Origin of the sequence: Flavobacterium sp. ACAM 123 (genome assembly GCF_000264055.1) — a bacterium.
In the GTDB taxonomy this organism is placed as follows: Bacteria; Bacteroidota; Bacteroidia; order Flavobacteriales; family Flavobacteriaceae; genus Flavobacterium.
Genome location: NZ_AJXL01000126.1, coordinates 1 through 9,124 on the forward strand (window position 1 = coordinate 1; position 9,124 = coordinate 9,124).

The window sequence follows — 9,124 nt, forward strand, 5'->3', positions numbered from 1 at the left end:
GACTGCCAAGATGCTGTAAGGTGTTTTGGCAGTTTTTTATGGTATGAAATGAATTGTGATCGTTGTTGTCAAATTTTTGTTGTCTACAAAAAAAACAACGCCTTGACTTGTCGAAGAGCTGTTTTTAGATTGGTATAGTGTCAATTTATTGTTTCTTGTAGATCGAGTAAATTGTATTGATAGTATTTTGATTTAAAACTGAATCCACTTCCGTCTGGATAAAATGTAACTTAAACGCTATAATAGCAGCCGAAAGGTTTTTAGTATCATATCCTATGATGCGCAGTGCTTGTTCTGGGTTAAAATCACTTGGAGCGGTTTGTAAAATATCATCTCTCCATAAACCAAATCCATTTTCTGCCAATATATTCCAAGGGAATAGGGCGCTGGGATCATTTTTACGCGTAGGGGCGATGTCTGAGTGTCCTATGATATTTTGCGTTGGAATATTGTATTCTTTTTTTAACTTGCTTAATAACGCCATTAAACTGGTGATTTGTGCCTCGGAAAAAACTTCGGTGCCATTATTGTCAAGTTCAATTCCTATTGAGGAGGAGTTGATATCGGTGTCTTTACCCCATGAACCTCTGCCGGCATGCCATGCACGCAAATAGTCATTTAACATTTGTACTACGCTTCCGTCATCTCCAATCACATAATGGGAGCTTACTTGGGTTCTTGTTACGGTAAAGGTTTTTATCGTTTGTTGAAGTGAGTCTTGTGCTGTGTGGTGAATGATGATGAAATTAGGCTTTCGCAAATTGAAATTTACGGTAGCAATCCATTTGGTCTGGATTCCATTATCTAAAGCAGTTGAGCCCATTTCGGACATGGTATCCTTAAAGGAGTACAATTGTTTTGTATAGACGTTGTCTATATTTAGTATCGTTTTTGAAACGATAGGTAACGGCTCAGGCTCTTTGCTGGATATTGTTTCTTTAAAGGTCTTTAGCTTAGTGTCATATTCTTTTTCACTGGCTTTATACGGATTGGTGGAACAGGAAGCGACCAAGATAGCAGTGATTATATAATAGAAATATTTTTTCATGTTTTAAATGAACTGTTTTAGTGGAAAAAATAATTATCTATTTCTTCTTGATTTTTTTTGTTTGCCCTCTTCGTTCAACGCTTTGTATTTTATTTTTTGGTCCTCATTTAAAAACTGGTTGATTTTTCTATCCATAGTTTCTGAAAGAGCTGCGATTTCTTTTGTTTTTTGCTCTTGGCCAGTGTCAGCCTTTAGTAAGATACCTTGTGATCTCATGCTATCGGTCAGTACATTTGAGATAGCAATTTCCTGTAACGCATCAAGAGTAAGTGCTGCTTTTAACTTTTCCATTATTTTACCAACGGTTACTTCGACAGGTATTTCTTTAGGCTGGTCGTGGCTTGGACCCTGAGGTATTTGCCCCATTTGATTATTTCTCCCGTTTTGATTTCCGTATCCACCTCCGCCATAACCGTTATTTCGATATTGTGCCGAAACGGTATCTATAGATACTAACATAAGTGCCAAAACGAATAAGATTTGAATTGTTTTCATGTTTATTTTTTTAAAAAGGGTTGTCAAATAGCGTTTTAGTTAAGCAATAGCAAAAATCTAAACCGGTTCTCCGTATAAGTCAAATTCAGTAGCTTCAATAATTTTTATCATGGCAAAATCTCCCGTTTTTACATAATGCTTCGAGGCATCAATCAAGACTTCGTTATCTACATCAGGACTGTCAAATTCAGTTCTTCCGACAAAATGGCCTCCTTCTTTTCTGTCAATAATACATTTGAAAGTTTGACCAAGTTTTAATTGGTTTAAATCCCATGAAATTTGAGATTGTAATTCCATTATTTCATTAGCGCGATCCTGTTTGACATCAGCGGGAACATCATCTTCCAATAAATAGGCATGTGTGTTTTCTTCATGAGAATAAGCAAAACAACCCATTCTGTCAAATTTCATTTCCTGAACCCAGTCTTTTAAGATGTTAAAATCTTCTTGTGTTTCTCCGGGGTATCCTACGATTAAGGTCGTACGAATTGCCATTTCTGGAACTGCTGCACGGAACTCTTTTAATAATTTGGTTGTTTTCTCTTGAGTTGTTCCACGACGCATTGATTTCAAGATAGAATCTGAAATGTGCTGCAATGGAATGTCAATATAATTACAAATTTTAGGCTCGCGCTTCATGATTTCTAAAACATCCATAGGAAAACCCGTAGGGAAGGCATAATGCAAACGGATCCATTCGATTCCTTCTACTTTTACCAATGCTTCGAGCAATTCACCAAGATTACGTTTCTTATAAATATCAAGACCATAATAGGTGAGATCTTGTGCAATTAAGATTAACTCTTTCACACCATCTCTTGCCAACCCTTCTGCTTCTTTGACTAACTTCTCTATAGTTTGCGAAACGTGTTTGCCACGCATTATTGGAATAGCGCAAAAGCTACAAGGTCTGTCGCATCCTTCGGCAATTTTTAGGTAAGCATAATTTTTCGGGGTAGTGGTCAACCGTTCCCCCAATAATTCATGTTTGTAATCAGCTCCCAGAGCTTTCAATAATGCAGGTAATTCAGTTGTCCCAAAATATTGATCTACATTAGGTATTTCTTTTTCTAAATCAGGTCTGTAACGTTCTGACAAACATCCGGTCACAAAAACCTTATCTACTAATCCTTTTTCTTTTTTATCTGCATATTCCAAAATCATATTCACTGATTCCGCTTTTGCATTGTCGATAAATCCACAGGTATTAATAACAATAATATTTCCTTCTTCGGCAGCTGGAGCTTCATGCGCAACATCTTTTCCGTTGGCACGCAGTTGTCCCATCAGCACTTCACTGTCGTATATATTTTTCGAGCACCCTAAAGTGATCACGTTGATTTTATTCTTTTTTAATGACTTGGTTCTCATATATTTGTAAATTGGAGTGCAAAATTACGTTTTTTTATTTAAACAGAACTTTTTTCGGGGTCTTTTAGCTTTTATTTAAGGTGGGATAGCTATTATTCATTACAATTTCCTGAAGAAAAACAATGAGGTTTGTAAGGTAAACAAGCTGTGTCGAACTCTTGCGAAAATAAAATTTTAGTCAAGTGAAGTAAGGGGCATAAAAAAAATCCGTTCCAACTTACGTTGCAACGGTATTTCGTAGTTTGGGTTTTTTTGTTTTTATTTGGATTACAATTCAAATAATAAGGTCAATGAGATTGTATTATTAATGGAATTTATTTTAGCGCCATCAGTTAGTCCTTGCGTAAAAAAGCCTTGTTGTGAGTCTCTTTTGGCATAAGCATAAGATAAATCAACTCTTGTAGCTCCAAAATTATATCCTAGACCTCCTGAATATCCCGTTAAGTCACCTACTTCGTTGGTATTTTTATAAGGACTTTGCTCATAGCGATATCCAGCTCTTAAAGTAAGTTTTTGAATTTTATATTCACCGCCTATTCTCAATTCTCCAGTATTGTCTAAGGTGTTGCTTATTGTATTATTTAAACCGTTAAAATACGTATCGTTTTCTGGTTTAAATTTGGTTTTGCGATAGTCTTTAATGGCATAATCAATGCTGATCAAACCGGATTTTCCAAAAACATAAGCAAAACTTCCTGTTAGTTTGCTTGGCGTCTGCAATTTATATGGTGCATATACATTAGTAATTCTTGGGTCTACAACATCCGAAGGTAGAGAGCTATCATTATTACTGCTTACACTAATTAGCTTTTGCGAAAGCTCATCGCTTAAATTGTACCAAGTTGATGATTCGTAGGCAAGCCCTAAACGGACCTCCTTCGTTACTTTTGCAATAGCGCCTAATTGAAAGGAGAAGCCTGTTCCATAAGTATATAAGTCATTGTTAAATTGTAGTTTGGTTACGTCATAATCAGTCCCTAAGGTGTTAGTATTGTCTTCATAAAAAAGAGAAGATTGTCTGAAGTCCGTGAAATGTGAATTAAGATTCACGCCTATATACAATCGGTCGTTATAAGATGTTGCTGCATTAAAGGATAGCTTTCCGTTGTAGCCGCTTGAATAGATAGTATTTTCCTGATAATAATTACCTCCTGCAGCAACGTTTGAGGTATACTCGGTATTGTTTGGTTCATTATTGACGGGATTTATAACATATCCTTGATAACCTAAAAAAGCTTGTTGCTCCCCATTACTTAAATTTCCGTAATTAGAATCTTCTAAAACATTCAGAGGAATTCCATTTGCAAATTTGACAAAATATGAACCGACAGAATTATTGGGATTTGTTCCAGCGCTAAATACAGAGTTATTAAAATTATTTGTGTTCTCGTAATTTACTGCCACTGAAAACTTTTTCCAACCGTTGTTTGTATTATTGTTGTTAAAGACAAAAACGCCTCCTGCTTGATTGAGATCAAAAGAATTGTCCTTTTGAGTTGTTGTTGTGCCAAAATAATTTGAATTATTTTTTACATCTCTATTGCTTAGCGTAAGTCCAAATTGGTTGTTTGAAAAAACTGCTGATCCGGCTGGATTTATGCCGATAGAGGAAAGGTCTCCTCCCAAGGCTCCAAAAGCCCCGCTCATTGCCTGAAAGCGAGCAGTTCCGTTTAGATTGTCTTGTGAGTAGCGTACGGCATCTTTTATCTCTTGCGACTGGGCTAGCCCAAATGTAAAACCCGTAACTAATAAAAATAAATTATTTTTCTATTTTAATATTCTTTATGTTTTTGCTGTATAACTACGATAACTATCTTCTTCCTCCCGATGATCTTCTGCCACTTCCACCACTGTTTGAGGATCTGCCGCTACTCCCACTATTTGATCTTGAAGGACTATAATTATTGTTTCTTGAATTTTGCTGTCTGCTAGTGTTTGTGTTAACTCTCGTTCGAGTAGGAGTCCTGTAAGAGTTATTTTGGTTTTGACTTTTTCTCGTAAATGTTGGACTTGTTCGAGTTCTGATATCGTTACTGTAGTTTGAGTTTCTTCTTCTATCCGAATAGTTTGTGCTTCTATTAGTATTAGTACTGTTTTGGGAATAGTTTCTGCTACTATAATTTCTGTCTCCGTTTATGGAATTGGAATAGGTAGAACCTCTTCTACTTGGGTTATTGGAGTAGTTATTGTTGTTTTGGTAATTAGAATTGCCCCAATTATTGCCATACCAGCCATTTCCGTAGAAATTATTCCAACCCCAGCCATTTCCATACCAGTTGTTCCAACCCCAGCCATTTCCATACCAGCTATTCCAACCAAAACCTGCGTTCATTCCCCAACCGAAACCACCATTCCATCCCCAGTTATTTCCGTACCAGTTGTTCATAGCCCAACCCGTATCGTAAACATTAACGCTTACCCCTTGAGGATTACTTCCCCATCCAGGATAGTTTTCGTTGTCGTTTTCTAAATTATAGTCATTGTAGTCGTTGACCTCTGTAAAGATTTCGTTAGATTGGTTGTTATTTCGTAAAGATCCAAAGTACTCCTTGTATTGATTTTGATTATTTTGAGTCACCGTTTCAACAGGTCTGCTGTAGGAGTTGCCGTAAATTCCATCGGAATCATAGTAAGAGCTGTTTTGGTAGGACCCACAAGACGTCAATAAGACGCTCAAAAATCCAAGAATGTAGTATATTGATTTGTTTTGGAAAGAAAGGATATAATTTTTCATGTCTATGGAGTTTTCATTGTTGCACATTACAAAAATAGTTAGTTTTATCGAACTATTTATATAAATATTAGGGTGCAAAATTTATGCCAAAATACTCAATATGAGAAAGAACCTTACGTTAAGACCAACAGATTATTCAAAATGTTGTTTTCCTGGTGCTAATTCCTGCCACGAGCAACGTTTGGGGTAGATTAGGTATCGTTTATATCATTCTTTAAGGGTTATAACATATCAGTAGTATGCCAAGCTTGCAACAGCATATGGCTTAAATTACAGTAGATCGATCCTTCCGGATTGTCTATTGGAATTTCATTTGCAGAGTTTACAAATAAAGCACCACTTGAGGTTTTGGATTCGTTACTTCATTAAAAATGAGGGTTGTAATTATTCGTTTTTTCATAACTTATAACAAACGAATTTATATTTTATTCCGAATCATTTTGGTGTAATTTAGTTATAATACGAAAATAGTACAATGTAATTGGACTATCTTGAATATGCAATCGGTCTTACCGCTGTCGAAAACTTTTTCAACCGCTATTTTGCTTATTGTTGTTAAAAACGAAGATATCTCAAGCTTGACTCAGTTAAAACAGTCCCCTTTTTAGTTTGTCTAAGTACCAACATAATTTGAATTATTTTTTTAGATCACCATTACAGAAGCGGACTATAATTTGGTTAATTACATAAACCGCTGATTTAGATGGCACTTGTGTAGATAAAAGAAAGGTCTCTTCTTACAGCTCCTAAATCCTCTGTAATTTACTTTAATTTAAGGATTTATTTTATGTTTTTTTGTGATTGTCTTATTACACCTGAGATTTTTTTTGATACCGCGCGCTAATTGTAAAATCCAAAATTAAAACAGATACGTCTATTTTCGTTTTTATTCAAATAAAGGCTTGATTTAATTTTAGCGTCCTCCTCTTCTGCCACCGCCAGAAGACCTTTCATTACCAGAGTTGGAGGAACTAGAAGTGGAAGGAGAGTAGTTCTCGCTTCTTGGAGTGCTCGGGCTAGTAGTGTTTCTATCGTTATTGCTACTGTCAAAAGGGTTAATGTTCCTCGATGTATCGCTGTTTTGGTTCCTGCTATTATTTCTTGTAGGAGTATAGTTGTCTTGTCTTGTCTCGTTTTGATTTACTCTTGATGGAGAGGCTGCATTGTCGTATTGAGTAGCTGAATTATGTCTTCTACTGAAAGTTGGTCTGTCGCTGGAGTCGAAAGCGTTGTTTGAATTTCTTCTGTAATCCGGTTCGTTAGTATTTTTGTTTGTGCGATTTATATTATCCTGAGAATCAATAGAATTGTAATTTCTGTTACTGCTCAATGAATTGGTATATACAGAACCTCTTCTGCTTGGGTTGTACGAGTAGTTTGTGTCGTTTTGGTAATTGGCATATCCCCAGCTATTTCTTAACCAATTATTTCCATACCAGCTATTCCAGCCCAAACCAATGTTCATTCCCCAGCCGTAATCGTGATTCCACCACCAGTTATTCCCGTACCAGTTATTCATTGCCCATCCGGTATCGTAAACATTGCCACCTAAGTTTTGCACATTATCACCCCATCCAGGATAGTTTTCGTACTCGTTTTGCGATGCTTCATTTTCTAAATGATAATCATTGTAATTGTCGATATCTGTAAAGGTTCTGGGGGAATGATTGTTATTTTGTAAAGATCTAAAGTAATCTTTGTATTGGTTTTTATTATTTTGAGTTTCCGTTGCAATAGGTTTCTTGTAGGAGTTTCCGTAAATTCCATCAGAATCATAGTACGAACTATTTTGATAAGAGCCACAAGAGACTGCTAAAAGACTCAGAAATCCAACAAGAGTGGAAAGGGAGGCTTTGTGGGATGAAAAAATAATAGTTTTCATATCTGTAAGGTTTTTTATTGTTGTACCGTACAAAAATAGTTAGTTTTGTGGAACTATTTAGATAAATAAAATAACGCAAAATTTGTACCAAACTATTCAATATGAGCAAGAACCTCACTACAAGATCAGAAGATTATTCAAAATGGTATAATGAACTGGTTGTAAAAGCTGATTTAGCTGAAAATTCGGGTGTCAGAGGCTGTATGGTAATCAAGCCATACGGATATGCCATTTGGGAAAAAATGCAAGCAGAATTGGATCGAATGTTTAAAGAGACAGGTCATCAAAATGCCTATTTCCCTTTATTTGTACCTAAAAGCATGTTTGAGGCAGAAGAGAAAAATGCGGAAGGATTTGCAAAAGAATGTGCTATCGTGACACATTACAGGTTAAAAAATGATCCTGATAAACCAGGTAAGTTAATGGTTGATCCCAATGCAAAACTAGAAGAAGAACTTATTGTTCGGCCCACAAGTGAAGCAATTATCTGGTCTACTTATAAAGGATGGGTACAATCGTATAGAGATTTACCTTTGTTAATCAATCAATGGGCCAATGTGGTTCGATGGGAGATGAGAACACGATTGTTCTTGAGGACAGCCGAGTTTTTATGGCAGGAAGGGCATACGGCACATGCTACAAAAATTGAAGCTGTCGAAGAATCAGAGAAAATGATGAACGTGTATGCGGAGTTTGCTGAAAATTTTATGGCTATTCCGGTTGTAAAAGGAATTAAAACGGAGACAGAACGATTTGCTGGTGCAGAAGAGACTTTTTGTATTGAAGCATTAATGCAAGATGGTAAAGCGCTTCAAGCTGGAACATCACATTTTTTGGGACAGAACTTTGCGAAAGCCTTTGATGTGAAATTTGCTACTGCTGAGGGAAAGCAAGAATATGTTTGGGGAACTTCATGGGGAGTTTCAACGCGTTTGATGGGAGCACTGGTAATGACACATTCAGATGACAAGGGATTGGTTTTGCCGCCTAATTTAGCTCCTATACAAGTGGTAATAGTGCCGATACATAAAACGGATGAACAGTTAGCGGAAATTACCGCTGCGGTAAATGTTTTAATATCCGACTTGAAAAAATTGCATGTTTCAGTGAAATATGATGATAGAACAACTCAAAAACCAGGATTTAAATTTGCTGAATGGGAATTGAAAGGGGTGCCTATCCGAATTGCAGTTGGGCCGAAAGATTTAGAAAACGGGACTTTTGAAGTGGCTCGAAGAGATACTTTGACAAAAGAAGTGAAGCCTAAAGACGGAATTGCAACTTATATCAGCGATTTGTTAGTGCAAATTCAAGCAGATTTGTTCAATAAAGCATTAAATTATAGAGACTCCCATATTACTGAGGTAAACAGTTTTGAGGAGTTTAAATCGGTTTTAAATGATAAAGGTGGTTTTGTATCAGCACATTGGGACGGAACAGCAGCGACTGAAGAGAAAATCAAGGATCTTACAAAAGCGACTATTAGATGCATCCCTTTGGATAGTGTCGAAGAGGAGGGAAGCTGTATTCTCACTGGTAATTCTTCTAGTAGAAGGGTGCTGTTTGCTAAGGCATATTAAAAAAAACAATTTTT

At 36.3% G+C, this 9,124-nt stretch carries 7 protein-coding genes; 1 reads left to right on the top strand and 6 read right to left on the bottom strand.

The genetic code is table 11. The features are described from left to right. Positions 1-145: 145 nt before the first annotated feature. The 6 genes from A3SG_RS0116125 to A3SG_RS0116150 all read right to left on the bottom strand — a co-directional run bounded on the left by A3SG_RS0116125 (position 146) and on the right by A3SG_RS0116150 (position 7,530). On the bottom strand, positions 146-1,048 hold the full coding sequence (locus tag A3SG_RS0116125) for an N-acetylmuramoyl-L-alanine amidase (RefSeq protein WP_016991040.1): 903 nt from the start codon (positions 1,046-1,048) through the stop codon (positions 146-148). Between the two features lie 33 nt (positions 1,049-1,081). Next, a complete protein-coding gene (locus A3SG_RS0116130) occupies positions 1,082-1,543 on the bottom strand; it encodes a hypothetical protein (protein WP_016991041.1) in 462 nt (153 codons plus the stop codon). A 57-nt stretch (positions 1,544-1,600) separates the two neighbouring features. Beyond that, a complete protein-coding gene (gene rimO / locus A3SG_RS0116135; protein WP_016991042.1) occupies positions 1,601-2,914 on the bottom strand; it encodes a 30S ribosomal protein S12 methylthiotransferase RimO in 1,314 nt (437 codons plus the stop codon). A gap of 267 nt (positions 2,915-3,181) precedes the next feature. Then, positions 3,182-4,561, bottom strand: coding sequence for an OmpP1/FadL family transporter (locus A3SG_RS20150; protein WP_016991043.1), 1,380 nt, complete (start codon positions 4,559-4,561; stop codon positions 3,182-3,184). Between the two features lie 163 nt (positions 4,562-4,724). Next, positions 4,725-5,648 (bottom strand): hypothetical protein, encoded by a 924-nt coding sequence (locus A3SG_RS0116145; protein ID WP_016991044.1) that lies wholly within the window; start codon positions 5,646-5,648, stop codon positions 4,725-4,727. A gap of 913 nt (positions 5,649-6,561) precedes the next feature. Beyond that, positions 6,562-7,530: a hypothetical protein gene (locus A3SG_RS0116150; RefSeq protein ID WP_016991045.1), complete on the bottom strand. Its 969-nt coding sequence runs from the start codon at positions 7,528-7,530 to the stop codon at positions 6,562-6,564. A 101-nt stretch (positions 7,531-7,631) separates the two neighbouring features. Between A3SG_RS0116150 and proS the strand changes: the two genes are divergently transcribed. Further along, positions 7,632-9,110: a proline--tRNA ligase gene (proS, locus tag A3SG_RS0116155; protein ID WP_016991046.1), complete on the top strand. Its 1,479-nt coding sequence runs from the start codon at positions 7,632-7,634 to the stop codon at positions 9,108-9,110. The last annotated feature ends 14 nt before the right edge of the window (positions 9,111-9,124 follow it).

What these genes read in the sequence shown, in the direction of transcription:
- A3SG_RS0116125 (WP_016991040.1), bottom strand. Translation starts at nt 1,048, where the DNA reads ATGAAAAAATATTTCTATTATATAATCACTGCTATCTTGGTCGCTTCC.
- A3SG_RS0116145 (WP_016991044.1), bottom strand. Translation starts at nt 5,648, where the DNA reads ATGAAAAATTATATCCTTTCTTTCCAAAACAAATCAATATACTACATT.
- A3SG_RS20150 (WP_016991043.1), bottom strand. Translation starts at nt 4,561, where the DNA reads ATGAGCGGGGCTTTTGGAGCCTTGGGAGGAGACCTTTCCTCTATCGGC.
- A3SG_RS0116150 (WP_016991045.1), bottom strand. Translation starts at nt 7,530, where the DNA reads ATGAAAACTATTATTTTTTCATCCCACAAAGCCTCCCTTTCCACTCTT.
- proS (WP_016991046.1), top strand. Translation starts at nt 7,632, where the DNA reads ATGAGCAAGAACCTCACTACAAGATCAGAAGATTATTCAAAATGGTAT.
- rimO (WP_016991042.1), bottom strand. Translation starts at nt 2,914, where the DNA reads ATGAGAACCAAGTCATTAAAAAAGAATAAAATCAACGTGATCACTTTA.
- A3SG_RS0116130 (WP_016991041.1), bottom strand. Translation starts at nt 1,543, where the DNA reads ATGAAAACAATTCAAATCTTATTCGTTTTGGCACTTATGTTAGTATCT.